The organism is Alcaligenes sp. PF14, assembly GCF_037150615.1.
In the GTDB taxonomy this organism is placed as follows: domain Bacteria; phylum Pseudomonadota; class Gammaproteobacteria; order Burkholderiales; family Burkholderiaceae_B; genus Alcaligenes; species Alcaligenes phenolicus.
The window spans coordinates 1-415 of sequence record NZ_JBAGRS010000026.1 but is presented as its reverse complement, the minus strand read 5'-3'; the positions used below and the strand labels follow the sequence as shown (position 1 = coordinate 415).

Annotated in this window: 1 protein-coding gene; it reads left to right on the top strand. The window is 59.5% G+C overall.

The window, feature by feature from the left end; translation table 11 throughout:
• A partial coding sequence (locus tag WFM49_RS18670) for an autotransporter-associated beta strand repeat-containing protein (RefSeq protein ID WP_336974853.1) occupies window positions 1-415 on the top strand: 415 nt, incomplete at both ends.

The window sequence follows — 415 nt, the reverse complement described above, 5'->3', positions numbered from 1 at the left end:
GATATCGCCCTGCTGGATGCCGGAACGTTTGAGATCAGCCAGGACAACTCGCTGGATCTGAACGGAACGGTATCAGGGGCGGCTGAACTCATCAAAGACGGCAATGGCACACTGACGCTGAGCGGCAACAATAGCTACCAGGGCGACACCGTGCTCAAGCAAGGCACAGTACAAGTCGCTCGCGACGCCAATCTGGGGGATAGCAGCAGCAATCTGGTCTTCAAGGGTGGCACGCTGGCCACCTCCGACTCCTTTAGCTCCGCTCGCGCGGCCAGCTTCCTGGAAGATGCAAACTGGCAGGTGGCCGATGGCACCACGCTGAGCTTGAGCGGCACCTTAAGCGGTACCGGTGCCTTGAACAAGAGCGGTGCCGGCACCCTGGTACTGAGTGGGCAAAATAGCTACCAAGGTGGCA